This window comes from Pseudogulbenkiania sp. NH8B (assembly GCF_000283535.1).
In the GTDB taxonomy this organism is placed as follows: domain Bacteria; phylum Pseudomonadota; class Gammaproteobacteria; order Burkholderiales; family Chromobacteriaceae; genus Pseudogulbenkiania; species Pseudogulbenkiania ferrooxidans.
In genome coordinates, this window is record NC_016002.1 from 102,728 (window position 1) to 128,539 (window position 25,812).

General features: G+C 68.3%; 21 protein-coding genes. 6 read left to right on the forward strand and 15 right to left on the reverse strand.

The features are described from left to right. Positions 1–341: 341 nt before the first annotated feature. Complete coding sequence (locus NH8B_RS00420) at positions 342–1,106, reverse strand: DeoR/GlpR family DNA-binding transcription regulator (RefSeq protein ID WP_008954616.1); 765 nt, start codon at positions 1,104–1,106, stop codon at positions 342–344. 113 nt (positions 1,107–1,219) lie between these two features. Between NH8B_RS00420 and glpK the strand changes: the two genes are divergently transcribed. After that, positions 1,220–2,704 (forward strand): glycerol kinase GlpK, encoded by a 1,485-nt coding sequence (gene glpK / locus NH8B_RS00425; RefSeq protein ID WP_014085555.1) that lies wholly within the window; start codon positions 1,220–1,222, stop codon positions 2,702–2,704. Positions 2,705–2,938: 234 nt separating this feature from the next. Here the strand turns inward: glpK and NH8B_RS21325 are convergent, their stop codons facing one another. From NH8B_RS21325 to ppc, 3 genes are all read right to left on the reverse strand, one after another. Then, complete coding sequence (locus NH8B_RS21325) at positions 2,939–4,045, reverse strand: methyl-accepting chemotaxis protein (protein WP_294867965.1); 1,107 nt, start codon at positions 4,043–4,045, stop codon at positions 2,939–2,941. 193 nt (positions 4,046–4,238) lie between these two features. Further along, complete coding sequence (argH, locus tag NH8B_RS00435; protein WP_014085556.1) at positions 4,239–5,621, reverse strand: argininosuccinate lyase; 1,383 nt, start codon at positions 5,619–5,621, stop codon at positions 4,239–4,241. Positions 5,622–5,869: 248 nt separating this feature from the next. Further along, a complete protein-coding gene (gene ppc, locus NH8B_RS00440) occupies positions 5,870–8,575 on the reverse strand; it encodes a phosphoenolpyruvate carboxylase (RefSeq protein ID WP_014085557.1) in 2,706 nt (901 codons plus the stop codon). 254 nt (positions 8,576–8,829) lie between these two features. Between ppc and hemC the strand changes: the two genes are divergently transcribed. The 4 genes from hemC to NH8B_RS00460 are packed head-to-tail and all read left to right on the forward strand — an operon-like array spanning position 8,830 to position 12,747. Beyond that, positions 8,830–9,765, forward strand: coding sequence for a hydroxymethylbilane synthase (gene hemC, locus NH8B_RS00445; protein WP_014085558.1), 936 nt, complete (start codon positions 8,830–8,832; stop codon positions 9,763–9,765). Further along, positions 9,762–10,505, forward strand: coding sequence for a uroporphyrinogen-III synthase (locus tag NH8B_RS00450; RefSeq protein ID WP_014085559.1), 744 nt, complete (start codon positions 9,762–9,764; stop codon positions 10,503–10,505). The genes hemC and NH8B_RS00450 overlap by 4 nt, the downstream gene beginning before the upstream one ends. After that, on the forward strand, positions 10,502–11,542 hold the full coding sequence (locus tag NH8B_RS00455) for a uroporphyrinogen-III C-methyltransferase (RefSeq protein ID WP_008954628.1): 1,041 nt from the start codon (positions 10,502–10,504) through the stop codon (positions 11,540–11,542). The genes NH8B_RS00450 and NH8B_RS00455 overlap by 4 nt, the downstream gene beginning before the upstream one ends. Next, positions 11,539–12,747, forward strand: a complete 1,209-nt coding sequence (locus NH8B_RS00460; protein ID WP_014085560.1) for a heme biosynthesis HemY N-terminal domain-containing protein — start codon at positions 11,539–11,541, stop codon at positions 12,745–12,747. The genes NH8B_RS00455 and NH8B_RS00460 overlap by 4 nt, the downstream gene beginning before the upstream one ends. 236 nt (positions 12,748–12,983) lie before the next feature. On the opposite strand, the gene NH8B_RS00465 is transcribed toward NH8B_RS00460, so the two are convergent. Genes NH8B_RS00465 through NH8B_RS20665 form a run of 3 tightly spaced genes read right to left on the reverse strand, consistent with a single transcriptional unit; the run spans position 12,984 to position 15,947 of the window. Next, positions 12,984–13,694, reverse strand: a complete 711-nt coding sequence (locus tag NH8B_RS00465) for a pseudouridine synthase (RefSeq protein WP_041702774.1) — start codon at positions 13,692–13,694, stop codon at positions 12,984–12,986. A 34-nt stretch (positions 13,695–13,728) separates the two neighbouring features. Further along, positions 13,729–15,681, reverse strand: a complete 1,953-nt coding sequence (locus tag NH8B_RS00470) for a sensor domain-containing diguanylate cyclase (RefSeq protein WP_014085562.1) — start codon at positions 15,679–15,681, stop codon at positions 13,729–13,731. A gap of 47 nt (positions 15,682–15,728) precedes the next feature. Further along, positions 15,729–15,947 (reverse strand): hypothetical protein, encoded by a 219-nt coding sequence (locus NH8B_RS20665; protein WP_014085563.1) that lies wholly within the window; start codon positions 15,945–15,947, stop codon positions 15,729–15,731. A gap of 38 nt (positions 15,948–15,985) precedes the next feature. On the opposite strand from NH8B_RS20665, the gene NH8B_RS00475 reads away from it, so the two are divergent. Next, positions 15,986–16,564: a TetR/AcrR family transcriptional regulator gene (locus NH8B_RS00475; RefSeq protein WP_014085564.1), complete on the forward strand. Its 579-nt coding sequence runs from the start codon at positions 15,986–15,988 to the stop codon at positions 16,562–16,564. Between the two features lie 37 nt (positions 16,565–16,601). On the opposite strand, the gene alaC is transcribed toward NH8B_RS00475, so the two are convergent. The 8 genes from alaC to NH8B_RS00515 form a co-directional block, all read right to left on the reverse strand. Next, on the reverse strand, positions 16,602–17,816 hold the full coding sequence (alaC, locus tag NH8B_RS00480; protein WP_014085565.1) for an alanine transaminase: 1,215 nt from the start codon (positions 17,814–17,816) through the stop codon (positions 16,602–16,604). Between the two features lie 205 nt (positions 17,817–18,021). Beyond that, on the reverse strand, positions 18,022–18,921 hold the full coding sequence (locus tag NH8B_RS00485; protein WP_014085566.1) for an aldo/keto reductase: 900 nt from the start codon (positions 18,919–18,921) through the stop codon (positions 18,022–18,024). Further along, positions 18,918–20,027 (reverse strand): ABC transporter ATP-binding protein, encoded by a 1,110-nt coding sequence (locus NH8B_RS00490; protein WP_014085567.1) that lies wholly within the window; start codon positions 20,025–20,027, stop codon positions 18,918–18,920. The genes NH8B_RS00485 and NH8B_RS00490 overlap by 4 nt, the downstream gene beginning before the upstream one ends. Positions 20,028–20,031: 4 nt before the next feature. Continuing rightward, on the reverse strand, positions 20,032–20,889 hold the full coding sequence (locus NH8B_RS00495; protein ID WP_008954636.1) for a carbohydrate ABC transporter permease: 858 nt from the start codon (positions 20,887–20,889) through the stop codon (positions 20,032–20,034). Then, on the reverse strand, positions 20,882–21,823 hold the full coding sequence (locus NH8B_RS00500; protein ID WP_014085568.1) for a carbohydrate ABC transporter permease: 942 nt from the start codon (positions 21,821–21,823) through the stop codon (positions 20,882–20,884). Before NH8B_RS00500 ends, NH8B_RS00495 begins: the two co-directional genes overlap by 8 nt. 208 nt (positions 21,824–22,031) lie before the next feature. Beyond that, a complete protein-coding gene (locus NH8B_RS00505) occupies positions 22,032–23,276 on the reverse strand; it encodes an ABC transporter substrate-binding protein (RefSeq protein WP_014085569.1) in 1,245 nt (414 codons plus the stop codon). A gap of 331 nt (positions 23,277–23,607) precedes the next feature. After that, positions 23,608–25,044, reverse strand: coding sequence for a sensor histidine kinase (locus NH8B_RS00510; RefSeq protein ID WP_014085570.1), 1,437 nt, complete (start codon positions 25,042–25,044; stop codon positions 23,608–23,610). A gap of 33 nt (positions 25,045–25,077) precedes the next feature. After that, the gene (locus tag NH8B_RS00515; RefSeq protein ID WP_014085571.1) at positions 25,078–25,761 is read right to left on the reverse strand and encodes a response regulator transcription factor; all 684 of its coding nucleotides are present in this window, start codon (positions 25,759–25,761) and stop codon (positions 25,078–25,080) included. Positions 25,762–25,812 lie beyond the last annotated feature (51 nt).

Below are 25,812 nucleotides of genomic sequence, written 5' to 3' on the forward strand. Positions count from 1 at the left end.
GCGTCAGGCTTGTTGTTGCTTGCAAACGCTGCAGTATACCAGCAGGGGCCAGCACAAGCCTGCGTAACTGGCTTCAGATTGCTGACAAACTCTGCGAGCGTAGCGAGGCTCCCTTGCAGGGCAAGGGCGGACTGCGTGCGAATCTATCGCTGGGCCAATTAAAGATTGGCACGCAGAGATCCGTTCAGCGAGGGGTTTGGGAATAGATGGGCAGGCTGCGGAATCAACTGCAAAGGTGGAGAGGCCCGGCTCTGCCGGGTCCTGTAAAAACGCATCGACGCACGTTGTTAGCAGCCTGCAAGCCCGCGCGCGGCGGGCTTTGGCCGGGAGCCGGTTGCCGCCTATTCTGCAAGGTACAGGCGCACGTTGTGTTCGGACATCATCTTGGCCAGCGGCTCGGGCGGGGTTTCGTCGGTGAACACGGCGTGGAATTCGCTGATGTGGCCCATGCGCACCAGTGCGTTGCGGCCGAACTTGCTGTGGTCGGCGGCGAGGTAGCGGTGGCGCGCGTTGTTCATCATCGCCTGCGCCACGCGCACTTCGCGGTAGTCGAAGTCGAGCAGCGAGCCGTCCGGCTCGATGCCGGAGACGCCGAGGATGGCGTAGTCGACCTTGAACTGGTTGATGAAGTCGAGCGTGGCGACCCCGGTGATGCCGCCGTCCGAGGCGCGCACCACGCCGGAGGTGATCAGCACGTTGAAGTCCGGGTTGGTCGACATGATCGATGCCACGTGAATATTATTGGTGATCACGCGCAAGCCCTTGTGGCTGGCGGTGAGCGCCTGGGCCACGGCCTCGATGGTGGTGCCGATGCTCATGAACAGCGAGGCGTGGTCCGGGATGTTCTCGGCGATCATGTCGGCGATGTACGCCTTCTCGCTCTGCAGCTTGCCCTTGCGCGCCACGTAGTCCTCGTTCTCGACGCTGCTGCCGAGCGCGGCGCCGCCGTGGTAGCGGCGCAGCAGGTTTTCCTCGCACAGCTGGTTGATGTCGCGGCGGATGGTCTGCGGCGTGACGTCGAGCAGGCGGGCCAGTTCCTCGATCGGCATGAAGCCGTTTTCGCGGACCAGTTGCAGAATCTTCTCGTGGCGGGGGGAGCGGCTCATGTTGGTTCGATTCCGAAAATCTGTCGTCTGTTAATTAACATATTTCGCCGCCCGCGGGCAAATCGGGGCGCGATTTTGTCGGCGCCGCGCGCCAATCGCAAGGAGTTCGGCCTATGACGGCAACACTGCTGGTAATCGACCAGGGCACCACCAGCACCCGCGCCATGCTGTTCGATGCCGGGGGCCGGGTGCTGGCCCGCGCCCAGCGCGAGCTGCCGCAGCACTTTCCGCAGCCGGGCTGGGTGGAGCACGAGCCGGAGGACATCTGGCGCGACACGCTGGCACTGGCGCGCGAGGTACTGGCGCACGGGGCCACTCCGGTGGCGCTGGGACTCACCAACCAGCGCGAGACCACGCTGTTGTGGGAACGCGCCAGCGGCCGGGTGCTGCATCGCGCCATCGTGTGGCAGGACCGGCGCACCGCCGAGCACTGTGCCGCGCTCGCCACGCCGGACAACGCCGCGCTGGTGAGCGCCAAAACCGGCCTGGTGCTCGACCCCTACTTCTCCGCCAGCAAGCTCGCCTGGCTGCTCGACCACGTCCCCGGCGCGCGCGAACGCGCCGAGCGCGGCGAGCTGGCGTTCGGCACCGTCGATAGCTTCCTGCTGTGGCGCCTGACCGAAGGGCGGGTGCACGCCACCGACGCCAGCAACGCCGCGCGCACCTTGCTGTTCAACATCCACACCCAAGAGTGGGATGACGAGCTGTTGGCGCTGTTCGCCATCCCGCGCGCGCTGCTGCCGGAGGTGCGCGACAACGTCGCCGACTACGGGGTCACCACCTTGTTTGGCCAACCCCTGAAGATCACTGCGCTGGCCGGCGACCAGCAGGCCGCCACCGTCGGCCAGGCCTGCTTCGAGCCGGGCATGATCAAGTCCACCTACGGCACCGGCTGCTTTCTGGTGCAGAACACCGGTAACGAGGTGCTGGCGTCGCGCCACCGCCTGCTGTCGACGGTGTGCTACCGGCTGGAAGGACGCACCACCTACGCGCTGGAAGGCAGCATCTTCGTCGCCGGCGCCGCGCTGCAATGGCTGCGCGACGCGGTACGGCTGATCCACTCGGCCGGCGAGAGTGAAACGCTGGCACGCCAGCTGGCCGACACCGGCGGCGTCTACCTGGTGCCGGCGTTCACCGGGCTGGGGGCGCCGTACTGGGACCCGCTGGCGCGCGGCGCCATCATCGGCCTGACGCGCGACTCCGGCATCGCCCACATCGTGCGCGCCGCGCTGGAGTCGGTGTGCTACCAGACGCGTGACCTGATGGAGGCGATGCAGGCCGACGGCGCGGCGCGCCCCGCCAGCCTGCGCGTCGACGGCGGCATGGTCGGCAACGACTGGCTGATGCAGTTCCTGGCCGACATGCTGGCGGTGCCGGTGGAACGCGCGGCGGTGAGCGAAACCACCGCGCTCGGGGCGGCGTTCCTGGCGGGGCTGGGGGCGGGGGTGTACGGCTCGCTCGACGAGCTGGCGGCGCTGTGGCGGCGCCAGCAGCGCTTCGAGCCGGGCATGAGCGAGGAGCGGCGCGCGATGCTGTACCAGGGCTGGCGGGTGGCGGTGGCGCGCACCCTGAGCCAGCCGGAAAGCCTGGCCCGTTAGGCGGTAGCGCCGGCGTCTCGTGAGGCTGGCATCTGGGCGTGGCACCATCGCCACACGATGCGCTGCTTTCCTCGCCACGTCAGTGCCGACCCCCATCGACCATCGTCCGATGAGGTTCGCCTTGCTCTTCCCATCCTACGCTTCAGGCGACGCCCGGCCGGCTTTGGTGCGCGCCGACTGGCATCGGCGCTGGCGGGCAAGCGGGCCGGCAGAACGTCGGCCCGCGGGGCAGGGTCAGCGGCCGGCCGGCGCCTGCTCGGACAGCATGCGGGTGAGGCCGCTCATCACCGCGGCGTTGGCCTGTTCCATCGCCGCCAGTTCGGTCAGCGCCTGCTCGAAGCGCCCGGCGTAGAACAGCTCCACGGCGCGGCGGGCGTGCTCGTGCACGTTGCGGTGCGGCGCTTCCAGCGCGGCGTAGCCAGGCAGGCGCGAGAAGCTTTCCTTGCCCTCGCCGCCGTAGTACCACTGGCCGAGGCGGCACTGCGTCTCGTCCGGCAGCGCTTCCGGGCGCGTCTTGGCGATGCCCATGAACACCTTGTACACCTCGAGCTTCACGGTCAGCTCGTCGAGGTTGGCGAGTTCGACGCCGGACAGCTGTGCCGCCGCGGCGATCGCCTTTTCCATCTGCTGCGACAGCGCGAACAGGCGCTGCATGCTGCCCACCGCCTCCTGGCTCTCCGCCGAGAAGCGGCTGGCGTCGTCGGCGCCCAGCTGCATGGTCTGCTTGGCGCTCTGCGTTTCGCCCTGGATGGTGCCGACCAGCCCGGCGATCTCGGTGGTGGCCTTGGCGGTGCGTTCCGCCAGCTTGCGCACCTCGTCCGCCACCACGGCGAAGCCGCGGCCCGATTCACCGGCGCGGGCGGCTTCGATCGCGGCGTTCAGCGCCAAGAGGTTGGTCTGGTCCGCGATGTCCTTGATCAGGCGCACGATGCCGCCGATCTCCTCGGCCTGCTGGTAGAGCGCCTCGACGTTGGCCGAAGCCTGCTGGATGCGCTCGAACATGCTTTTCAGGTTGGTGGCGATGCGTTCGAACCCCTGGCGGTTGGCGTCCGATTGCGCCGCCACGTCGCGCGCCGAGCGCTTTTCCTGGCTCAGCGAGTCGGCCAGCTCGAGGAAGGACTGGCGCACGCCGTCGAGGGTGTCGCCGAAGCGGCCGACGTTGGTGAACACCCCTTGCAGCATGGTGCGCTCGCGCTGCAGCCGGGCCAGTTCCTCGGCCTGCTCGGCGTGGGCGCTTTCCATCTGGGCCAGCCGCTGCTTCAGCAGGGCGTTCTCCTGCTGCAGGCTGGCGTTGGTGGTTTCGGATTGCTGCAGGGCGGTGCGAGTTTTGCTGAATAACACGGTGTCTCCCGGGTGCAAGGCGCGGTGGTGACGCGTCGAATAGGCATTCATCTTACCGAGTTATGCGGCGGAAGAAATTGACCCGGATAAAATAATCCCGGACCGTTGCGGTTTCGCGACCGGCCGGCGCGCAAGAAAAAGGCCGGGAGACGACTCCCGGCCTGTGTCCTGGTCCTGCTCGTATCGCAGCGCTTCAGTCGGCCAGGCGCGCGCGGTGGCGGGCGATCTGCGCGCGCACCTGGTTCGGCGCGGTGCCGCCGACGTGGTCGCGCTGCGCCAGCGAGCCTTCCGGCGTCAGCACCGTGAACACGTCCGCCTCGATCAGCGGCGAGAACTCGCGCAGCTTGTCCAGGCTCAAGTCGGCCAGATCGACGCCTTGGCCTTCGGCAAAGCGTACTGCCAGCGCCACCACTTCGTGGCTGTCGCGGAACGGCAGGCCCTTCTTCACCAGGTAATCGGCGAGGTCGGTGGCGGTGGCGAAGCCCTGCAGCACGGCGGCGCGCATCGCCTCTTTCTTCACCGTGATGCCGCGCATCATGTCGGCGTAGATGCGCAGCGTGTCGATCAGCGTGTCGGCGGTGTCGAACAGCGGCTCCTTGTCTTCCTGGTTGTCCTTGTTGTAGGCCAGCGGCTGCGCCTTCATCAGCGTCACCAGCGCGATCAGGTGGCCCACCACGCGGCCGGATTTGCCGCGCACCAGTTCCGGCACGTCCGGATTCTTCTTCTGCGGCATGATCGACGAGCCGGTGCAGAAGCGGTCGGCGATGTCGATGAAGCCGACGCGCGGGCTCATCCACAGGATCAGCTCTTCCGACAGGCGGGAGAGGTGCACCATCACCAGCGAGGCGGCGGCGGTGAATTCGATGGCGAAGTCGCGGTCGGACACGGCGTCCAGCGAGTTGTGGCAGACGTCGTCGAAGCCCAACAGCTGCGCGGTGTAGTGGCGGTCGATCGGGAAGGTGGTGCCGGCCAGCGCGGCGGCGCCCAGCGGCAGGCGGTTGACGCGCTTGCGGCAGTCGGTCATGCGCTCGGCGTCGCGGGAGAGCATCTCGACGTAGGCCAGCATGTGGTGGCCGAAGGTCACCGGCTGCGCCACCTGCAGGTGGGTGAAGCCCGGCATCACGGTGTCGGCGTTGGCTTCGGCCAGGTCCAGCAGGCTCTGTTGCAGCTCGGCGATCAGCACCACGATGGCGTCGATCTGGGCGCGCAGCCACAGGCGGATGTCGGTGGCGACCTGGTCGTTGCGCGAGCGGCCGGTATGCAGGCGCTTGCCGGCGTCGCCGATTTTGTCGGTCAGGCGACGCTCCACGTTCATGTGCACGTCTTCCAGGTCCACGCTCCATTCCAGGCGCCCGGCACGGATGTCATCCAGGATCTCGGCCATGCCCTGGCGGATCGCCGCCACGTCGTCGTCGGACAGTACCCCGGCCTTGTTCAGCATGGTGGCGTGGGCCAGCGAGCCCTCGATGTCGAACTCGGCCAGACGTTTGTCGAAGTCGACCGAGGCGGTGTATTTCTTGACGAGTTCGGAGACCGGCTCGGAGAAGCGGCCGGACCAGGCGTGGCTGTCTTGCATGGCGGTGGATACCCAGGGTTTCGCAAAGGGAAGCGGTGATTATAAGCCAAAAGCCCGTTGCTACGGGGAGTCGTGCCGGCGGGCTGGCGCACCGTGGCCATTCGGGCGGAGGCGTCGGCGGCGGCGCGGCGTGTGGCCTTGGCGTATTGCGTCGAGGAGTCCGTGCCCCGGTCGTCAATCACGACGTGCCGGCAAGAAAAAACGGCAGCCCGCGGGCTGCCGTCGTGTGTGCAGGTTGGCCGAAGAGCTCAGCCGCTGTTCCTCAGCCCGGCCGAGATGCCGTTGATGGTGAGGTGGATGGCATACAGCGCCTCGGCGTCCTCGGGCTGCTCGCGCAGGCGGCGCAACAGCTCGGTCTGCAGCAGGTTGAGCGCGTCGAGGTAAGGCAGGCGGATATCCAGGCTGCGCCCCAGCGTCGGGTTCTTTTCCAGCAGCTTCTGCTGGCCGCTGATGGCGAAGAACGCCTGCTGGGTCTTGTGCCATTCCTCGCTGATGCGGCCGAACAGGTTGTCGGCCAGGCGGCGGTCCGACACCAGGTCGGCGAAGCCCTTGGCGATGTTGAGGTCGCCCTTGGCCATCACCTGCTCCATGTTGGACAACACCACCTGGAAGAACGGCGAGGAGGCATAGGCCTGCTGCAGGCGCGCCAGCCCTTCGTCGCCGTGGCGGCCGAGGTAGGCCGACACCGCCGAGCCGAAGCCGTACCAGCCCGGCAGCATCACGCGCGACTGCGCCCAGGAGAACACCCACGGGATCGCGCGCAGGTCGCGGATCGAGTTCAGGCTCTTGCGCGAGGCCGGGCGGCTGCCGATGTTGAGCTTGGCGATAGCGCTGATCGGCGTGGCCTCGAGGAAGTACTGCATGAAGCCCGGGGTCTCGACCAGTTCGCGGTAGGCGGTGAAGGCGTGGCCGGAGAGTTCGTTGAACACCTCCTCGTCCACCGCGTGGCAGGCGTGCGGCGATAGGCTGGCTTCCAGCGTGGCGGCCACCAGCGCCTCGAGGTTGCGCGCGCCGATGTCCGGGTCGGAGTACTTGGAGGCGATCACCTCGCCCTGTTCGGTGATGCGGATGCGCCCGGCCACGCTGCCGGCCGGCTGCGCCATGATGGCCTCGTAGGACGGGCCGCCGCCGCGCCCGACCGAACCGCCGCGGCCGTGGAACAGCTTGAGCTTGACGCCGGCGGCGGCAAAGCTCTGCACCAGGCGCTGCTCGGCCAGGTAGAGCTCCCACTGGCTGGTGAGGTAGCCGCCGTCCTTGTTGCTGTCGGAGTAGCCCAGCATCACTTCCTGGATCATGCCGCGGCTCTTCAACAGCTGCTGGTACCACGGCAGCGCGAACAGCGCGTCCATCACCAAGGTGGCGTTCTGCAGGTCGGCGATGGTTTCGAACAGCGGCACCAGGTTGATGCTGGCCTGCGGGATGCCGTTGTCGAGGCGGATCAGCCCGGCTTCCTTCAACAGCAGCGCCAGCGCCAGGATGTCGCTCACCGTGGCGCAGTTGGAGATGATGCTCTGGGCGATGGCATCCACGCCGAATTCGCGCTGGATGCGCGCCGCCTCGCGGAAGATCGCCAGTTCCTTCTCGGCCTCGGCGCTGTAGGTCAGGTAGGGCGAGTAGAGCAGGCGCGGCGTGGCCAGCTCGCGCAGCAGCACGCGCACCCGTGCCGCCTCGTCGAGCGCCACGTACTCTTCCAGCCCGGCGCGCGCGAACAGTTCGCCCACCACCGCCTCGTGGATGGCGGCGTGCTGGCGCATGTCGAGCGGCATCAGGAAGAAGCCGAACACGTCGAGGCTGCGCAGCAGGCGGCCCAGGCGGCCTTCGGCCAACAGCCCGCTGCCGTGTTCCCTGAGCGAGTCGACCAGCGCCTGCAGGTCGGCCACCAGCGCGGCGCAGTCGGCGTAGGGCTCGCCCAGCGTCCAGCGCCCGCGCGCCTCGACGCCGAGGCGTGCGGCGCTCGCCGAGAGCCGGCCTTCGATGGTGGCGAGCGCGCGGCGGTACGGCTCCTCGCGGCGGCTCTCGGCCAGGTCCGGCGAGGCTGCCGACAGTGCTTGCACCGCGGCGCTGACGCTGACGTGGCGCTCGGACAGCGACAGCTCGCGATACAGTCCGGCCAGTTCGTAGAAGTAGTGGCGGAACGCTTCCTCGGCCTGACGCGTGATGGCATGACGCATCACGCCGGCGTCGACGTTGGGGTTGCCGTCGCGGTCGCCGCCGATCCAGCTGCCGACGCGCAGGAAGGACGGCAGTTCGACCTGTTGCTCCCAGTGGTCGGCGATGAGACGGCCGAGGCGCTCGTACAGCTTGGGCATGGCGCTGAAGAAGGTCAGCGGATGGTAGGCCACGCCGTTTTCGATTTCGTCGCGGATCGACAGCTTGAACGGACGGATCTCCGAGGTCTGCCACAGCGTCAGCATGACGCGCTTGAGCTTGGCTTCCAGCTCGCTCTCTTCTTCCGGGGTCAGCTCCGGCGAGTTGAGCTGGGAGAGAAACTTGCGCACCGCGCGGTGGCCGTCGAGCACGCTCTGGCGCTGCACTTCGGTGGGGTGCGCGGTCAGCACCGCCACCACCGAGGCGTCGGCCAGGGTGGCCGCCAGTTGGCCGAAGCCGACGCCGTCCTGCTTGAGGCGCGCCAGGGCGCCGGCCAGGCTGCCCTGTTGCGGCGCCGAGCCGGCGATCTGGTGGGCACGGCGGCGGCGCGTGTGGTGCAGGTCCTCGGCGATGTTGAAGAGCTGGGAATACAGGCCGCAAGCGCGTACCAGCGCGGTGGTGGCGCCGGGCGACAGGCGCTCCAGCACCGAGCGGCTACGCTCGCCGCCGGTCAGCGCGTCGGCCGGAATGGCACGCACCTCTTCGTATACCTGCTCGCCTTCCTGTTCGAGCAAGACCTCGCCGAGCAAGCGCTCCAGCCGCGCGATGCTCGCTCGTAGGGGGAGGTCCTTGTCCTGGTCCGTCATTCGATTACTCCGTCTGTAGTGTGAAGTGTGAAGTGTGAAGTTATTTTTGTCGCTTGCGGCTTGCTGTCCGGGCGCCGTCGCCCCGACGGTCGTGCGGCGTCACTCTAATTATGTCAAGAATAGTGCCATGTCCCCCGCGCTCCTGCTACTCCCGCGTCGCCCGCGCGGCCGGCTCACCCTTTTGGGCTAGGGTTGGCGGCCGGGTGGCCGTGCTAGAATCATTGGCAATCGTTTCCCTCTACAGGACCGCGTCCATGGACAAAATCGTCATCGCCAGCCGCGAGAGCAAGCTCGCCATGTGGCAGGCCGAGCACATCAAGGCCCGGCTCGAGCAACTCTATCCGCAGCTCGCCGTCGAGATACTCGGCATGACCACGCAGGGCGACCAGATTCTCGACAAGACGCTGTCGAAAATCGGCGGCAAGGGCCTGTTCGTCAAGGAGCTGGAGCTGGCCCTGCAGGAAGGCCGCGCCGACCTCGCGGTGCACTCCATCAAGGACGTGCCGATGAACCTGCCGGAAGGCTTCGCGCTGGCCGCCATCTGCGAGCGCGAGGACCCGCGCGACGCCTTCGTGTCCAACACCTACGCCAGCCTCTCCGAGCTGCCGGACGGCGCCGTGGTCGGCACCTCCAGCCTGCGCCGCGAGTCGCAGCTGCGCGCGCGCTTCCCGCGCCTCACCATCAAGCCGCTGCGCGGCAATGTGCAGACCCGACTACGCAAGCTGGACGACGGCGAGTTCGACGCCATCATCCTCGCCGCGGCCGGCCTCAAGCGGCTGGAACTGACCGAGCGCATCCGCTGCGAGCTGGCGCCGTCGGAAAGCCTGCCGGCGGTCGGCCAGGGCGCGCTGGGCATCGAGATCCGCGCCGACCGCGCCGACCTGATGCAACTGCTGGCACCGCTCGACCATGCCGACACCCACGCCTGCGTCAGCGCCGAGCGCTCGCTGTCGCGCGTGCTGGGCGGCAGCTGCCAGATTCCGCTGGGCGGTTTCGCCACGCTGAGCGACGACGTCATCACGCTGGGCGGCTTCGTGGCGCATCCGGACGGCTCGGTGATGCTCACCGCGTCGGCCTCCGCGCCGCGCGAGTACGCCGACGCGCTCGGCCGCGCCGTGGCGCAGAAGCTGCTCGACGCCGGCGCCGCGCCGCTGATCCAGGCCGTGATCGACGAAGGCCAGGGCCGGTGAGCCTGGCCGGGCGGCGCATCCTCGTCACCCGGCCGCCGGCGCAGAGCGCGCGCCTGATGGCGCTGCTCTCTGACGCCGGCGCCGAGCCGTTGCCGCTGCCGGTGCTCGACATCGTGCCCGACGAGCGCGCGCTGGCGGCGCTGCCCACCCTGGCCGAGGCGGCCGACTGGCTGATCTTCGTCAGCCCCAGCGCCATCGACGCCGCCTGGCCGGTGCTGGCGCGGCGCAAGCTCAAGCTCAAGGCCCGGCTGGCCTGCGTCGGCGCCGCCAGTGCCGCCAAGCTGGCGGCCCTGTCCGGCCGCGCCGTGCTGCATCCGCGCGACGGCAGCGACAGCGCCGCGCTGTTGGCGCTGCCGGAACTGCAGCGCCTGGCCGGGCAACGCGTGCTCATTGTGCGCGGCGTCGGCGGCCGGGCGGAACTGGGGGAGACCCTCACCGCGCGGGGGGCCCGTCTCACCCTGGCCGAGGTTTACCGCCGCGTCGACGGGGAGCCCGACTGGTCCTTGCTGGAGCAGCCGGTGGACGCCCTGGTGCTGACCTCCAGCGATACCGCCGAACGATTATTCCGACTGGCTGGCCGCTCCCGTAGCCTGACGTTACAATGCCTGCTGTACTGCGTTCCGCATCCGCGCATTGCCGCCACGCTGGCGGCGCACGGCGTGACACGCATCGTGACAACCCAGGCCGACGACGCCGCACTGGTCGCCGGCCTCAGCGAATGGTTCACCCGTCACCCATGAACGAAATCCAGACTGCCGAGATCGGCAAACCGGCCGTGAAGAAGTCCTTCCCGCTGGCGCTGCTGGTGGCGCTGGCGGCGCTGGGCCTGTCCGGCTGGCAGCTTTACTCCACCCAGCAGGAGCTGGCCGCCACGCGCCAGGAACTGGCACGCCGTCTGGCCGAGTCCGGCGGCAGCGCCAAGGAAACCCGCGTGCTGGTCGATCAGGCCCTGGCCACCGTGCGCGCTAGCGACGGCAAGCTGGCCCTGCTCGAGGCGCGCGTCAACGAGTCCGCCGGCCAGTACGCCACGCTCAACGGCATGTACCAGGAGCTGACCAAGAACCGCTCCGACTGGCTCTTGTCCGAGGTCGAGCACACGCTCGCCATCGCCAGCCAGCAGCTGCAGCTGGCCGGCAACGTGCCGGCGGCGCTGCAGGCGCTGGAAATGGTCGACGCCCGTCTGGCGCGCTTCGACCAGCCGCAGCTGATCACGGTGAAGAAGGCCGTGGCCACCGACCTGGAAAAACTCAAGGCGTTGCCGTATCTCGACACCGTCGGCCTGACGGTGAAAATCGATCGCCTGCTGCTGGGCGCCGACACCCTGCCCCTGGTGGTGGGGCACCATCGCCTCGGCAGCGCCAAGGACGGCCTGATCCAGCCGGCCCGGCCGGCCGCCGACGCGCCGTTCTGGGAGCGCCTGCTGGCCGACATCACCGGCAGCCTGGGCGAGCTGGTGCGCATCCGCCGCATGGACAAGCCGGAGGCGCTGCTGCTGTCGCCGGAACAGTCGTTCTTCCTGCGCGAGAACCTCAAGCTGCGCCTGCTGGACGCCCGCCTGGCGCTGACCCAGCGTGACGGCCAGACCTTCAATTCCGATGTCGAAGCCGCCAAGAGCTACGTCGAGCGCTATTACGACGGCGACGCTGCGGTCACCAAGTCGTGGCTGTCGCTGCTCGCCGAACTCAAGGGCGCGCCGCTGGACGTGGCGCTGCCGGACCTCTCCGCCAGCCTCAAGGTGGTGCGCGAGGCGCAGGGCAGCGCAGGGGGTACGCCGTGAAATTCGTGTTGTGGATTACCGGCCTGTTCGCGCTCGCCGTGCTGGTGGGGCTCGCCTCCACGCTGAATACCGGCTACGCCATCCTGTTCCTGCCGCCGTACCGGCTCGAGGTGTCGTTCAACCTGCTGATCGTGGCGGTGATCCTGCTGATCGTGGTGGCGCACCTGGTGTTGCGCCTGATCGGCCTGGCCACCGGCCTGCCCGAGGAAGTGCGGCGCTTCCAGCGCCAGAAGAAGCTGAAGGCGGCGCGCCATGCCCTGCGCGAGGCCGGCATCGCCTTCTTCGAGGGGCGTTTCCAGCGCGCCGAACGTGAAGCGGTGCGGGCGCTGGCCGACGAGTCGGCACCGGAAAACAAGGCGCTGGCCCTGTTGATGGCGGCACGCTCGGCGGCCGCGATGCAGGACCTGGACAAGCGCGACGGCTACCTGTCGCAGCTCGACGCCCTGCCGGAGCGGTTGCAGCTGGCGCGCCACATGCTCGACGCCGAACTGAAACTGGAGGCCAAGGATACGCTGGGCGCGCTGTCCGCCATCGAGCGCGCGCGTGCCATCTCGCCCAACCTGACCAATGCCCTCAAGCTGGAACTCAAGGTGCGCCTGCTGCAGAAGCAGCCGGAAGCGGTGCTGGCGCTGACCGAGAGGCTGCTCAAGGCCGAGGCGCTGGAACCCGATCGTGCACGGCGCTACCGCCTGGCGGCCTACACCCAGCAGCTGGACGGTTTTGTCCAGGGGCAGGAGATCCGCGACTGGCTGCGTCGCGTGCCGGAAGTGGAGCGCAACAATCCGACGCTGGTCAGCCGTATCGTGGAGCGCCTGATCGTGCTGGGCGAGGCGGATTACGCCGCCACGCTGATCGCCAGCGCCCTGGGCAACGACGATCAGGCTACTCCGGAACTCGCGCGCGAGCTGGGCCAGCTGGCCGAGCATCTCACCGCCGAGAAGCGCCTGGAGCTCTTGAAGGACGCCGAGAGCTGGCTCAAGCTGCGTCCGCGCGACCACCTGTTGCTGCTGGCGCTGGGCCGTCTCGCCCTGGCGCAGCAGTTGTGGGGCAAGGCGCAGAGCTATCTGGAGGCCAGCGCCTCGATCGAGCCGACGCTGTGCGCGCACGCCGAGCTGTCGCGTCTGTTCACCGCCATCGACAAGCCCGAGCTGGCCGAACGGCATTACCAGCAAAGTCTGGAGTTGGCGTTGCAGCAGGGCTGTTAAGCGCGGTCCAGAAGCAAAAAAGGTCGCCTCGGCGACCTTTTTTCATCTCTGGCATGTGCTGCCTCAGCGCCAGTTCACGCTCTGTCGCGAGCCGCCCTCAGCGGGGTGAAGAGCCGCGCCGGAACCGGAATGTACCGGAGTACCTGAGGATTCCTGCTCGCTGAGCCAATCGCAGATTGGCACGCAGTGCCCATGAGCCCCGATCAGGGATGCGCAGCAAGATCGGAAACAGGTTCTCAGCGGGTGAAACCCAGCTCGGTCAGCTCGGCGGCATCGAGGTGGCGCCACTCGCCTTCGTCCAGTTCGCCCAATTGCAGCGTGCCCAGCGCGACGCGGTGCAGTTCCTGCACGCGGTTGCCGGCGGCGGCGATCATGCGTTTGACCTGGTGGTACTTGCCCTGGGTGATGGTCATCCGGATGGTGATCTCGTCCACCACCTCGACCTGGTCCGCCACCACCTTCTCGTTGTCGTCTTTCAGAAACACGCCGGCCTTGAGGTGCTTGACCAGCGCCTCGCTCACCGGGTGCTTGAGCGTGACCTCGTAGCATTTCGGCACGTGCTTCTTGGGCGAGGTCAGGGCGTGCACGAACTGGCCGTCGGTGGTCAGCAGCAAGAGTCCGGTGGTATCGACATCGAGCCGGCCCACGGCGGCGATGCCGAGCTGCGAGAACTGCCACGGCAGCAGCGTGAACACGCTCGGGTTGTGCATCGGCTTGTGCGAGGTTTCGTAGCCGGCCGGCTTGTGGAGCAGGATGTAGAGCGGCAGCATCAGGATTTCCCACGGCTCGCCGTCGATCACCAGTTCGTCGATGGCCGCGGGATCGATCTCGAGGCGGTAATCGTCCACCACCGCGCCATCGAGTTCGACCAGGCCGTGCTCTACCAGCTTGCGGCACTCCTTGCGGCTGCCGAAGCCTTGTTGTTGCATCAGTCGGTAAAGTTCCATGGCCGCGATGGTAGCACGGCGGCACGGTGCCGGCTCAGCTCGACAGGCTGGCGGGGTGGGGGTTCACCCCTGCCGGCGGCTCGGCCACGCAGAGGCGGTCGCGGCCGCTGCTCTTGGCGACATAGAGCGCGGTATCGGCGGCGTGCACCAGGCTTTCGGCGTCCTCGGCGTGCAGCGGGCTGCAGGCCACACCGATCGAGACGGTGACGTTGAGGGTGTGGTCGAGCGCCTCGATCGGCCATTGCTGCACCACCTTGCGCAACTGCTCGGCCTTGGCGATAGCGTGCTCCAGGCTCATGCCGGGCAGCACGATCAGGAACTCCTCGCCGCCGTAGCGGCACACCATGTCGTTGCTGCGCAGGCTGTCGCGCAGGCGCGCGCCCAGCGTGCTCAGCACGCAGTCGCCGGCCTTGTGGCCGTAGGTGTCGTTGATGCGCTTGAAGTGGTCGGCGTCGAGCATCAGGAGCGCCACCGGCTTGCCCAGCGCCAGGGTGTGCGCCAGCACGCGCGGCAGGGCATCGTCGAGGTAACGCCGGTTGAACACTCCGGTGAGCGGGTCTCGCACCAGCTGTTCCTTGAGCCCCGACTGCAGCGACTCGATCTCGTTGAGGTGCTGGCGCAGCGCCTCGTTGGCGGTCTTCAGGCTGTGCTCCAGGCGCTTGCGCTCGCTGATGTCGTTGATGCCGGTGATGACGTGCAGCGTGCCGGCGGAGCGCACCAGGGTGCAGGAAATCAGCGCCCAGAATACCCGGCCGCCGGTGTCCTGCAGGCGTACCTCGTGATCGCGCAACTGGCCCTTGTCGCGCATCAGCGCGGCGACCTCGTCACGGGTCTGGGTGCTGACGTAGAAGTCGTCCACGGTGAGGCCCTGGGTGCTGTGCAGGCGTCCCTTGAACATGCGCTCGGCGCGCTCGTTGGCGTAGGTGATGACGCCGTCGGAGAGCCGGCTCAGCACCAGCGGGAACGGCGCGGCGTCGACCAGCTGCTTCTGGCGCGCCTCGCTCTCCGCGAGCTGGGCGGTGCGCTCCGCGACTTTCTCCTCCAGGCCGTGGTTGGCGCGCCGCAGGCGCTCTTCGGCGCTGCCGCGCTCGGCGATCAGCGCGCCCATGATCAGCAGCGTCACCGACTGGCTCAGCACCATCATGCCGGCGTTGAGCAAGGCGAGGCCGGGGGTGTCCCCGAAAAACACGCCACGGCCGCTGGCCGCGCCGGCCAGCGCCAGCAGCAGGATGCCGAACGCCAGCCAGTGCGCCGAGCGCAGCGAGATCCGTGCTGCGGTCCACATCAGCGGGATGATCAGCAGGTAGGGCAGTGCGGTGTAGAGGCCGTGGGGGTCGTTCAGGCCGAGGAACAGCAGGGCCGCCGCCAGCAGGGTGGCGGCGCTGCCCGACGCCAGCTCCAGCGGCGAGGCGCGCGCCGGCAGCGGGTCGACATCACCGCGCCGTCGCAGGAACAATAGCGGCGGGGCGAAGAACAATGTGCCGGCGGCGTCGGCGAGCCAGCCGGCGCACAGCTGCTGCAAGGCGGCGCTGGTGCCGGGGTAGTGCCACCAGGCCTGCGCCAGCAGGCTGCCGCTGGCGGAGACCAGCGCGGACAGGCCGACGCCGGCCCAGAGGAAGCGGAACACGTCGCCGAGGCGGTAGAACGGCAGTCGGCCCGAGCAGTGACGGCGAATCTGCATGCCGCCCAGCAGCGGCCCCACGGCGGCGCCCAGTGCGGCCAGCAGCGCGCCGGGCAGCGGGGTGCCGAGGATCAGGGTCTGCAGTGCCAGTGCCCCCAGCAGCAGGGCGGGCCAGACGCGGTGGCCCCAGCGGATCACGGCGGCCACGGCGAGGCCGGCGGGGAGCCACACGGTGAACGGAAAGGGATTGTCGGGCGTGAAGAAGTGGTCGATCAGCCAGCCGCAGGCGCCATACAGCAGTCCGAGGGACAGCAGTACCAGGGCGTAGCGGACCTTCTGTCTGGATGTGTGCGGCGAAGCGAGCATGCGCTTATCCCGGTTGCTCCTCCGTGGCAGCGGGGGCAACCATGTTGTCATAATCCGCCGAGCATATTGGGGTTGCGGACAGAAAGCGAGACTCGGCAGCGAAGAAAGTGCGGCTCTGCGGTTTCTACGGTGCCCCGGGTGTGGCGGAAAAAATACAGCGGCGGCAGCGGTCCCTCGTGCTGGCGTGGCGGCGGCGTGTAGTCCAGTGCCGGGCATGCCGTGGGCGCTTGCGATATCTGTTTGATATAGCGCAAGCTTTTTAGCATGATGGCTATCATGCTAAGGGGCATTTGAAAGGACGGCGATGCGTTATTCCTCCCTCCACAAGGCCGACGTCCGGCAGCGAATCATCCGTACGGCGTCCTACCGCTTCCGCTCCGAGGGCATGGACGCGGTCGGCATCGCCAACCTGATGGCCGACCTCGGTCTGACCCATGGCGGCTTCTACAGCCACTTCCGCGACAAGGAGGCGCTGGTCGCCGAAGCCTGCCGGCACGGCTTCGACGAGCTGCAGCAACGGCTCGCGGAGGTGCTGGACGCGGTGCCGCCCGAGCAGCGCCTGGCGGCGCTGGTGCAGCATTACCTGAGCCTGGCGCACCGCGACCGGCCCGACGACGGCTGCGTGGCGGCGGCGCTGGGGGGCGAGATGGCGCGGCGCGACCAGCCGTCGCGGCAGGCCTTCACCGCCGGAATCGAGGCGCAACTGGCCTTGCTGCAGGAGTGCGCGCCGCCGGGCGAAGAAGGGAGCGCGCCGACGCCCTGCGTGGCGCTGGCGCTGATGGTGGGGGCGCTGCTGCTGTCGCGCGCGGTGAGCGATCCGGCGCTGTCGCAGCGCTTTCTGGAGGAGGCGACGCGGGCGCTGGCGCCGCCGGGTCCGGCATAGCCAGCGCGGCCGTGCGGTGCCGCGCCGGCCGCCGGGCTCAATGGCCCTTTTGTGGGATCAGGCCGTCGGCGCGGAACATGGTCTTGATGCCGCGCACCGCCTGGCGGATGCGCGCCTCGTTCTCGATCAGCGCGAAGCGCACGTAGTCGTCGCCGTAATCGCCGAAGCCGACGCCGGGCGACACCGACACCTTGGCCTTGTCGAGCAGCTGTTTGGCGAATTCCAGCGAGCCCAGCGCGCGGTAGGGCTCGGGGATGCGCGCCCAGATGTACATCGAGGCCTTGGGCAGCTCGACTTCCCAGCCCGCCTCGCACAGCCCCTTGTAGAGCACGTCGCGGCGCTTCTGGTAGGTGGCGGCGATGTCCTTGACGCACTGCTGGTCGCCTTCCAGCGCGGCGATGGCGGCGATCTGCAGCGGGGTGAAGGTGCCGTAGTCGTGGTAGCTCTTGATGCGCGCCAGCGCGGCGACGAGGTCCGGGTTGCCGACCATGAAGCCGATGCGCCAGCCCGCCATGTTGTAGCTCTTCGACAGCGTGAAGAACTCCACCGCGATGTCCTTGGCACCCGGCACCTGCATGATCGACGGCGCCTTCCAGCCGTCGAACACGATGTCAGCGTAGGCCAGGTCGTGCACCACGAAGATGTCGTGCTTCTTCGCCAGCGCGATGACGCGCTCGAAGAAGTCGAGCTCGACGCACTGCGCGGTGGGGTTGGACGGGAAGCCGATCACGATCATCTTGGGCTTGGGGTAGCTGCCGCGGATGGTGCGTTCCAGCTCGGCGAAGAAGTCGACGCCGGGGATCAGCGGCACGGAGCGGATGTCGGCCCCGGCGATCACCGCGCCGTAGATGTGGATCGGGTAGCTGGGGTCGGGCACCAGCACGGTGTCGCCGCGGTCGAGCGTGGCCAGCATCAGGTGCGCCAGGCCTTCCTTGGAGCCGATGGTGACGATGGCCTCGCTGTCCGGGTCGATCTCCACCTGGTAGCGCTCCTGGTACCAGTGCGCGATGGCGCGACGCAGGCGCGGGATACCCTTGGAGGCCGAATAACCATGGGTGTCGGGGCGCTGCGCGGCCTCGGTGAGCTTGGCCACGATGTGCGGCGGGGTGGCGCCGTCCGGGTTGCCCATGCTCATGTCGATGATGTCCTCGCCACGGCGGCGGGCGGCCATCTTGCGTTCGGCAGTGATGTTGAAGACGTAGGGGGGGAGGCGGTCGATGCGCGCAAAGCGGCGCTTGCCCGATGCAGACATGGTTTTTCCTTGAACGTAAGCGCCCGGAACCGTCCGAGCGACGTCCTCCCGACACAGGAGGTGGATCGATACTAAGCGTCCGGCATGGCGCCGTCCAGCGGGGACGTATGGGCTGTGGCGCCGCTGCCGCAGCGGCGGGTGGACCACCGGGCAAAAAAAATGGGACGATCGAGTCGATCATCCCGGATGGAGCAAAACAGCGGGGTCAGGGTACGACGCGGCCCTGCGCCGCTTCGAGCAGCGCGAACCAGTGCTGGCGTTCGAGCGGCAGCGCGGCGGCGCGCGCGGCGTCGTCGAGCGAGGACAGCCGGCGCGAGCCGACGATGGGCAGCGGCCGCGCCGGGTGGCGCAGCAGCCAGGCCAGCGCCAGCGTGGCGGGGGTGACGCCGAGCTGTTCGGCCAGGGTGGCGAGCGTCCGCTGCAGCACGGGGTTGGCCGAAGCGTCGAACAGCCGGCCGCCGGCCAGCGGCGACCAGATCATCGGCCGCACGCGGCGCTCCAGGCACTGGTCGAAGCTGCCGTCGAACAGCGGCGCCAGGTGCAGTAGCGAGGCCTCGACCTGGTTGGTGACGAGCGGGGTGCGGCTGGCCAGCAGCGCGAACTGGCTCGGGCTGAAGTTGGAGACGCCGAAGTGGCGCACCTTGCCGGCGGCCTTCAGCGTGGCGAAGGCGTCGGCCACCTCGTCCGGGTCCAGCAGCGGGTCGGGGCGGTGGAGCAGCAGCAGGTCGAGGTAGTCGGTGCCGAGGTTCTGCAGCGACTGCTCGACCGAGGCCAGGATGTGGGCGCGGCCGGTGTCGTAGTGCTTCACCGTCCAACCGCGCGCCGGGTCCTGTGGTTTGATGCCACATTTGCTCACCAGCTGGATCTCGCTGCGCCGCGCCGGGTTGGCCTTGAGCCAGCGCCCGAACAGTGCCTCGCAGGTGAAGCCGCCGTACAGGTCGGCGTGGTCGAAGGTGGTGAGGCCCTGCGCGATGGCGTGCTCGATCCACGCCGCCAGTGCGGCGTCGTCGAAGTCCCAGGCGTCGAGCCGCCACGCCCCGACCGCCAGCGCCGACAGCCGCGGGCCGTGTTCGGCCAACGTTGTGGTGCCGACGGCCACGCTCATGCGATGCGCACCTCGGTTTTCGGGTCGAACAGCACCGCCTTGGAGACGTCGAACACCAGTTGCATGGCGTCGCCCGGGCGCTTGGCCTCGGTGGGGTGGGCGCGGCAGCATACCTTGGTGTCGTTGAGCGTGACGAAGATCAGGGTGTCCGGGCCGGTGGGTTCGATCACTTTCACGTGGCAATCCATCTGCGGCAGTCCCTCGCGGTGCGCGGTGCGCGCGTCGGTGATCTGTTCCGGGCGGATGCCGAAGATCACCTCCTTGCCGATCCAGGCCGAGAGCTTGGCGCTGTCGTGCGGCAGCGGCAGCACCACGCAGCCGTGGTCGTCGCAGACTTTCACGCCGAGTCCGCCGGGCGCTTCCACCACGGTGGCCGGGATGAAGTTCATCGACGGCGAGCCGATGAAGCCGGCCACGAACAGGTTGGCCGGGTTGTCGTAGATCTCCTGCGGGCTGCCGAACTGCTGCACGATGCCGTCCTTCATTACCGCGATGCGGTCGCCCAGCGTCATCGCCTCGATCTGGTCATGGGTGACGTAGACGATGGTCGACTTCAGGCGCTGGTGCATCAGCTTGATCTCGGTGCGCATCTCCACGCGCAGCTTGGCGTCGAGGTTGGAGAGCGGCTCGTCGAACAGGAAGATCGACGGGTTGCGCGCCAGCGCCCGGCCCATCGCCACGCGCTGGCGCTGGCCGCCGGACAGCTGCGAGGGCTTGCGGTCGAGCAGGTGGGTGATCTGCAGCATCTCGGCCACGCGGTTCACCGTGGCGTCGATCTCGGCCTTGGGCTGCTTGCGGATTTCCAGCCCGAACGAGATGTTCTGGCGCACGCTCATCGAGGGGTAGAGCGCGTAGCTCTGGAACACCATGGCGATGTCGCGGTCCTTGGGCGAGAGGTCGTTGACGCGGCGCGCACCGATGCGGATGTCGCCCGAGCTGATGTCGTCCAGGCCGGCGATCATGTTGAGCAGGGTGGACTTGCCGCAGCCGGAGGGGCCGACCAGGATCAGGAACTGGCCGTCGTCGATGGCGATGTCGATGCCCTTGAGCACGTCGGTGCCGTTGTTGTAGGTCTTGCAAACGTTGTCGATGGAGAGCGAGGCCATTGTCTTAACCTTTCACGGCGCCGGCCGTCAGTCCGCGCACGAAGTAGCGGCCGGCGACCATGTAAACGAACAGGGTGGGCAGGGCGGCGATGATGGCGGAAGCCATGTCGACGTTGTATTCCTTGACCCCGGTGGAGGTGTTGACCAGATTGTTCAGCGCCACCGTGATGGGCTGCGCTTCGCCGGCGGCGAACACCACGCCGAACAGGAAGTCGTTCCAGATCTGGGTGAACTGCCAGATGACGCAGACCACGAAGATCGGTCCCGATACCGGCAGCAGGATGCGGAAGAAGATGGTCCAGAAGCCGGCGCCGTCGATGCGGCCCGCCTTCACCAGCTCGTCCGGCACCGTGACGTAGAAGTTGCGGAAGAACAGCGTGGTGAAGGCGGTGCCGTAGATCACGTGCACCAGCACCAGGCCGGCGGTGGTGTTGGCGAGCCCGAGCCAGCCCAACAGCTGCGCCATCGGCAGCAGCACCACCTGGAACGGGATGAAGCAGCCCACCAGCAGCAGCGTGAACAGCGCGTCGGAGCCCTTGAAGCGCCACATCGAGACCACGTAGCCGTTGACCGCGCCGATCATGGTCGAGATCAGCACCGCCGGCACCGTCATCTTCACCGAGTTCCAGAAGAAGCCCTTCATGCCGCCGCATTCGATGCCGGTGCAGGCGGAGGCCCAGGCCTTGGCCCAGGCGCCGCCGTCCCAGGCGTGCGGCAGCGACAAGAGGTTGCCCTGACGGATGTCGTCCAGCGTCTTGAACGAGGTGGTGAGCATCACGTAGAGCGGCAGCAGGTAGTAGAGCGCCACCAGCGCCAGCGCGGCGTAGACCAGCAGCCGGCCAATAGAGAGCTTGTTAGCCACGTTTCGCACTCCTCGTTTCCAGGTACATCAGCGGCACCAGCACCGCCACGATGGTCATCAGCATCATCATCGCCGAGGCCGCGCCGAGGCCGAGCTGGCCGCGCGTGAAGGCGAACTGGTACATGAAGATGGCCGGCACGTCGGACGAGGTGCCCGGGCCGCCGCCGGTGAGCGCCATCACCAGGTCGAAGCTCTTGATGGCGATGTGCGACAGGATCAGCAGCACGCTGAAGAACACCGGGCGCAGCGACGGGATCACGATGCGGCGGTAGATGGTGGGGAGGCTTGCGCCGTCCACCTGCGCCGCCTTGATGATGGAGTCGTCCACGCCGCGCAGGCCGGCGAGGAACAGCGCCATGACGAAGCCGGACGACTGCCACACCCCGGCGATCACCACGGTGTAGATGGCGCGGTCCGGGTCGACCAGCCAGTCGAAGGTGAAGTTGGCGAAGCCCCAGTCGTTCAGCACCTTCTGCAGCCCCATGTCGGGGTTGAGCATCCACTTCCAGGCGGTGCCGGTGACGATGAAGGACAGCGCCATCGGGTACAGGTAGACGGCGCGCAGCGCGCCTTCGGCACGGATTTTCTGGTCCAGCAGCACCGCCAGCAGCAGGCCCACCACCAGCGTGCACAGGATGAACAGGCCGCCGAACACGCCGAGGTTGGCGACGGCGGTCCACCAGCGTTCGTTGTCGAACAATGCCAGGTACTGGGTCAGGCCGGCCCAGTCGTAGCGCGGCAGCAGGCGCGATTCGGTGAAGGAGAGCCAGGCGGTCCAGGCGATGAAGCCGTAGACGAACACCAGGCTCATGATGATCGTCGGGCTCAGCACCAGCCGGGGCAGCCAGCGGTCGGCCAAGCGCTGGCGACTGGCGGCCGCGGGCGCGGCGTCGGCCAGGGCACGGACTCCGGCCGGAGACGAAGAATGGGACATGGGAATTCCTTAGCGTAGCGAGAGCGGGGAACACGGCGGGGAGGGGCTCCCCGCTTCCGTCATCGGCTGAGAGGCTTTCAGCAGGCGAGCGAGCCAAAGCAGGTTGAGTGCCGCCGCCGCACAGGAACCGGAATGGACATCGGGTCCATGAGGATTCCGAGCAGCGCCGGCGCTCAAGATGCAAAGGCGCAGCCGCCTGATGCAGCTCTTACTTGACCTTGCCGGCCTTGGCCAACCGCTCGGCGGCAGCCTTGGGCGTCATGCTGGAGTTCATGAACTGCGAGATGACGTCCACCATGGCGCCTTCGGTGGCGGACGGCATCGCCATCTTGTGCGCGAAGCTCGGCACCAGCGCGCCGCTCTTGGAGGCGGTGGTCAGGTCGGTCTTGGATTTCTTGGCGCAGTCGTCGAACTTGTCCATCGGCGTGTCCAGACGCGCCGGGATCGAGCCCTTGTTGAGGTTGAAGGTTTCCTGGAACGCCGGGCTCATCACCGTGGCGGCGAGGTCGGCCTGCGCCTTGGCCGAGGCCGGGTCCTTCTGCTGGAACATCGCCAGGCTGTCGATGTTGAAGGTGAACATGCCGGCGGTGCCCGGGGCGTCGACGCACAGGTAGTCCTTGCCCGGCTGCTTGCTGGCGGCGGTGAATTCGCCCTTGGCCCAGTCGCCCATGAACTGCATGCCGGCCTTGCCGGTGATGACCATGTTGGTGGCCAGGTTCCAGTCGCGACCGGCCGCGCCCTTGTCGATGTAGCCCTTCACGCGCTGCAGGGTCTCGAACACCTTGACCGTGGTCGGGCCGGCCAGCGTGGCCTGGTCGAGCTGGACGAAGGCCTTCTTGTAGTAGCCGGCGCCGCCGACGCCGAGCGCGACCGATTCGAACAGGGTGGCGTCCTGCCACGGCTGGCCGCCGTGGGCGATCGGCTGGATGCCGGCCTTCTGCAGCTTGTCGGCGGCGGCGAAGAATTCTGGCCAGGTCTTGGGCACGGTGGCGCCGGCCTTCTTGAACGCTTCCGGGTTGACCCACAGCCAGTTGACGCGGTGCACGTTGACCGGGGCGGCGACGTACTGGCCCTTGTACTTCATGACCTGGCTCACCACCGGCGGCAGCAGCTTGTCCCAGTTGCCGGCCTTGGCCACCGGGTCGATGTTGGCGAGCACGCCTTCGGCGCCCCATTCCTGGATCGCCGGGCCCTTGATCTGGGCCGCGGTGGGCGGGTTGCCCGAGACCACGCGCGTCTTCAGCGCGGTCATGGCGTTGTCGCCGCCGCCGCCGGCCACGGCGAAGTCGCGCCAAGTGTGGCCCTTGGCGGTCATCATCTTTTTCAGTTCGAGAGCCGACTTGGCTTCGCCGCCGGAGGTCCACCAGTGCAGCACTTCGACGTTGCCGGCCATCACGGTGGCGGGCAGCAGGCTGGCGGCCAGCAGGGCCGCGCTCAGGCGCTTCAGTTTCATGCTCTATCTCCTCGGTATTGTTGTCGGTCCGTCGCGCGGCGTGTGGGGCGGCCTGCCGTGACGGCTTGCAAAAACTATAGCGACTTGCTGTAAGTTTTGCGTAAGTTTTGCGTCTGGATGGCGTAAGAACTTGAGCGGTTTTGGGTGCGATGCAGCATGAATAAACGGCGAGGCCGGCCGATGCAGGCGGAAACGGTTGATGCGATGCAGCATGAGGGGCGCGCCGTAGTGTACCAACTACACGACGGCCGGCCAGAGCAGTGCTGTCCGCGGCCCGGCCACGGGCGATAGCCGTGCCGCCCACCCGGTGCCGGACGGGCGGAAAGGGGGGTCAACGGGTGCTGCCGGAGGGCGCACTCAGGGCAAAGCGCAGCGACACGGTGAGGCCATGCGGCGGGTGCTCGGACAGCGTGACCGTGGTGCGGTGGCGCCGCGCGATCTCCTGCACGATGGCGAGCCCGAGACCGCAGCCCTTGCCCTTGCCCTCGGCGCTGCCGCGGTAGAAGCGCTCGAACACGCGCTCGCGCTCCGCGGGCGGGATGCCCGGGCCGTTGTCGCTGACGCGCAGCCACACCTCGCCCGGCCCCGGCTGCAGCGCCACGGTGACCTCGCCGCCCATCGGGGTGTACTGGATGGCGTTGTCGAGCAGGTTGGCCACGAGTTCGCGCAGCAGGCCGGCGTGGCCGGCGATGGTCAGCGGCGCGTCGCCGCCTTCCACGCCGAGGTCGATGTCGCGCGCCAGCGCGCGCGGCACCGCCTCGGCGCTCACCTCGCGCACCAGCTGCGCCAGGTCGAGCGGCGCCAGCTGCAGCCCGGCCTCGGGCTCGGCGCGCGCCAGCGCCAGCAGCTGGTTGACCAGGCGGATGGAACGCTCGACGCTGGTGTGCACCTGCTCCAGCTGGCGGCAGGCGCGCGCCACGTCCGGTTGCGCCTGGCGCAGTTCGCCCTGTGCCAGCTCGCTTTGCGACTTGAGCCCGGCTAGCGGGGTGCGCAGCTGGTGTGCGGCGTCGGCGATGAAGCGGCGCTGCTGCGCCACCTGGCCGTGCACCTCGGCCAGCAGGGTGTTGATGGCGGTGGCCAGGGCGCGCACCTCGGACGGGGCGTTTTCCGCCTCGATCGGCGCCAGGTCGCGCGCCGAGCGGTGTTCCACGCTGCGGCGCAGGTTTCTGAGCGGCGACAGGCCGCGGCTGATGCCGGCCCAGACCAGCACGCTGGTGAGCAGCATCAGGCCCAACAGCGGCAGCCCCATGTCGAACAGGATCTTGTGCGCCAGCTCGGCGCTCAGCGCGCGGCTCTTGGCCACCTGCACCAGCATCAGCTGCGGCTGGTCCGGGGTGCCGGCGTTGAGGTAGAGCGCCGCCACGCGCACCCCGAGCTGGTTGCCCTGTTTCGCCATGGCGGCGTTGTAGAAGTAGCTGGCGCCGGCCCGCACCGGCAGCCCGGCGGGCGGGCGCGGCATGGCCGGATCGCCCAGCAGGAAGGCCTCCGGCGGCGAGCTGACCATGTAGTAGACGCGGTCGTTGGGGTCTTCCTCGAGGATTTCGCGCGCCGCCTGCGGGAAGTCGACGTAGAAGCCGTTGCCGAACGGCTTGACCTGGCGCGCCAGCGCGCGCGAGGACTTGGCCAGGCTGCGGTCGATCACCTCGTTGCTGTAGCCCAGCGCCATGGCGTACGCGAGGTAGGCGGCGGCAAGCCACAGCACCAGCTGCGGCAGCAGCAGCCACAGCAGCAGCTGGCGGCGCAGCGACAACTGGCGGGGAGGGGACATCGGGGCTCCTTGACGTCGGGCTTCGGCCAACCTTTAGCGGGGTGCGTCGGTGCTGGCCAGCAGATAGCCCAGGCCGCGTACCGCGCGCACGCCGACGCCGCTGCCGTCGAGCTTCTTGCGCAGGCGGTGCACGTAGACCTCGACCGCGTTGGCGCCCACTTCCTCGCCGGTGCCGGACAGCTCGGCGGCGATCTGTTCCTTGGTGACGACGCGCTCGGCGTGGCTCATCAGGATGTCGAGCAGCTGCAGCTCGCGCGCCGACAGCTCCAGCGCCACGTTGTCGGCCCAGGCGCGTTGACCGATGCGGTCCAGGCGCAGGCGGCCGAAGCGCGGCTCGTCGCGTGGATTGTCGGCGACGCGCTGGCGGCGCAGCAGGGCGCGCAGGCGCGCCTCCAGCTCGGGGAAGTCGAACGGCTTGACCAGGTAGTCGTCGGCGCCGGCGTCGAGCCCGGCGACGCGGTCTTCCATGCTGTCGAGCGCGGTCAGGAGCAGGATCGGCAGCGCCGGCTTGTGCACGCGCACGTTGCGCAGCACGGCCAGGCCGTCCTGCCCGGGCAGCCCGATGTCGAGCACCACGGCGTCGAAGTCCTCGGCGAGCAGGCGCTGCTGCGCGTCGAGGCCGTCGGCGGCGTGCGCGGTGTCGAAGCCGAGCTGGGTGAGGCGGGTGAGCAGGGCGTCCGCCAGGACGGCGTCGTCTTCGGCCAGAAACAGTTTCATGGGGAGTCAAAGCCTCGCGGGCTGGCTACGATCATGCTGCGATGTTAGAAG

Excerpts from the sequence above, each read along its gene's own strand:
- NH8B_RS00420 (WP_008954616.1), bottom strand. The coding sequence starts at position 1,106 with ATGAGCCGCTCCCCCCGCCACGAGAAGATTCTGCAACTGGTCCGCGAA.
- glpK (WP_014085555.1), top strand. The coding sequence starts at position 1,220 with ATGACGGCAACACTGCTGGTAATCGACCAGGGCACCACCAGCACCCGC.
- ppc (WP_014085557.1), bottom strand. The coding sequence starts at position 8,575 with ATGACGGACCAGGACAAGGACCTCCCCCTACGAGCGAGCATCGCGCGG.
- NH8B_RS00490 (WP_014085567.1), bottom strand. The coding sequence starts at position 20,027 with ATGGCCTCGCTCTCCATCGACAACGTTTGCAAGACCTACAACAACGGC.
- NH8B_RS00485 (WP_014085566.1), bottom strand. The coding sequence starts at position 18,921 with ATGAGCGTGGCCGTCGGCACCACAACGTTGGCCGAACACGGCCCGCGG.
- NH8B_RS00515 (WP_014085571.1), bottom strand. The coding sequence starts at position 25,761 with ATGAAACTGTTTCTGGCCGAAGACGACGCCGTCCTGGCGGACGCCCTG.
- NH8B_RS00475 (WP_014085564.1), top strand. The coding sequence starts at position 15,986 with ATGCGTTATTCCTCCCTCCACAAGGCCGACGTCCGGCAGCGAATCATC.
- NH8B_RS00510 (WP_014085570.1), bottom strand. The coding sequence starts at position 25,044 with ATGTCCCCTCCCCGCCAGTTGTCGCTGCGCCGCCAGCTGCTGCTGTGG.
- NH8B_RS00465 (WP_041702774.1), bottom strand. The coding sequence starts at position 13,694 with ATGGAACTTTACCGACTGATGCAACAACAAGGCTTCGGCAGCCGCAAG.
- NH8B_RS00470 (WP_014085562.1), bottom strand. The coding sequence starts at position 15,681 with ATGCTCGCTTCGCCGCACACATCCAGACAGAAGGTCCGCTACGCCCTG.
- NH8B_RS20665 (WP_014085563.1), bottom strand. The coding sequence starts at position 15,947 with ATGCTAAAAAGCTTGCGCTATATCAAACAGATATCGCAAGCGCCCACG.
- NH8B_RS00455 (WP_008954628.1), top strand. The coding sequence starts at position 10,502 with ATGAACGAAATCCAGACTGCCGAGATCGGCAAACCGGCCGTGAAGAAG.
- hemC (WP_014085558.1), top strand. The coding sequence starts at position 8,830 with ATGGACAAAATCGTCATCGCCAGCCGCGAGAGCAAGCTCGCCATGTGG.
- alaC (WP_014085565.1), bottom strand. The coding sequence starts at position 17,816 with ATGTCTGCATCGGGCAAGCGCCGCTTTGCGCGCATCGACCGCCTCCCC.
- NH8B_RS00500 (WP_014085568.1), bottom strand. The coding sequence starts at position 21,823 with ATGTCCCATTCTTCGTCTCCGGCCGGAGTCCGTGCCCTGGCCGACGCC.
- NH8B_RS00505 (WP_014085569.1), bottom strand. The coding sequence starts at position 23,276 with ATGAAACTGAAGCGCCTGAGCGCGGCCCTGCTGGCCGCCAGCCTGCTG.
- argH (WP_014085556.1), bottom strand. The coding sequence starts at position 5,621 with ATGCAAGACAGCCACGCCTGGTCCGGCCGCTTCTCCGAGCCGGTCTCC.